This is a genomic window from Cellulomonas bogoriensis 69B4 = DSM 16987 (genome assembly GCF_000767165.1).
Lineage (GTDB): Bacteria > Actinomycetota > Actinomycetes > Actinomycetales > Cellulomonadaceae > Actinotalea > Actinotalea bogoriensis.
In genome coordinates this window covers 1-841 of sequence record NZ_AXCZ01000386.1, presented here as the reverse complement: position 1 = coordinate 841, position 841 = coordinate 1, and the positions used below count along the sequence as shown (strand labels likewise).

The window sequence follows — 841 nt, the reverse complement described above, 5'->3', positions numbered from 1 at the left end:
CCCCTGGGGCACGGCGGACCGACGCCGAGCAGCAGCGAGCTCACCGGCGCCGAGGTCGCCCCGGGCCCGCGCGGGAGCCAGGTGCTGACCCTCGTGCTGTCCTGACGGCGTCCGACGGCGGCCACACGCGGGCCGCTGGTGCGTGACCGGCGGTTCACAGATCGGGTTGGAGCCCTGCGCAGACGAGCTCGCGTGACCCGTCCGGCCACCACCGCACCACCGTCACCGAGCCCGGCAGCACCCGCAACCAGGCCAGCGCCCGGCCCGGGAGCCCCAGGGTCACCCCCACCGCCGCACGGATCGCCATGGCGTGCGTCGCGACCACCACGGTGCGGTCCACCCCCTGCGCGAGCAGCTCGGCCAACCCACCTCCGACCCGGTCCACGAGCCCGTCCAGGGACTCACCGCCGGGCGCCGGGACGGTGGTGTCCTCGTACCAGGTGCGCAGCAGACCCGGCCAACGGTCCTCGACGTCCGACACCTGCAGGCCCTGCCACTCACCGAAGTCGACCTCGGCGAACGCCTCGTGCGTCTCGACGACCAGGCCCAGACGCCGGCCGAGCACCGCACCGGTCTCCTGGGTGCGGACCATCGGTGAGGCGAGCAGCCGACCCGGGCGGGGCAGGTCCGGCCACACCCCGGTCCCGATGCGGAAGACGAGGTCCGCGGCCTGGGCCGCCTGCACCCGACCGCGGGCCGTCAGCGCCGGACCCGGTTCGGACGACCCCGACAGCGCCTTGCGCTCGGTGAGCTCTGTCTCCCCGTGGCGCACCAGGACGACGGTCACCGGACGCGCGTCGTCGAACCGCATCGCCGCCCCGGACGGCCGCCCGGCCCGCGG

General features: G+C 76.0%; 1 protein-coding gene. It reads right to left on the bottom strand.

Annotation, left to right across the window (positions count from 1 at the left end):
- Positions 1–154 precede the first annotated feature (154 nt).
- On the bottom strand, positions 155–841 hold a 687-nt coding region (locus N869_RS15600), incomplete at its 5' end, for a histidine phosphatase family protein (RefSeq protein WP_035063210.1).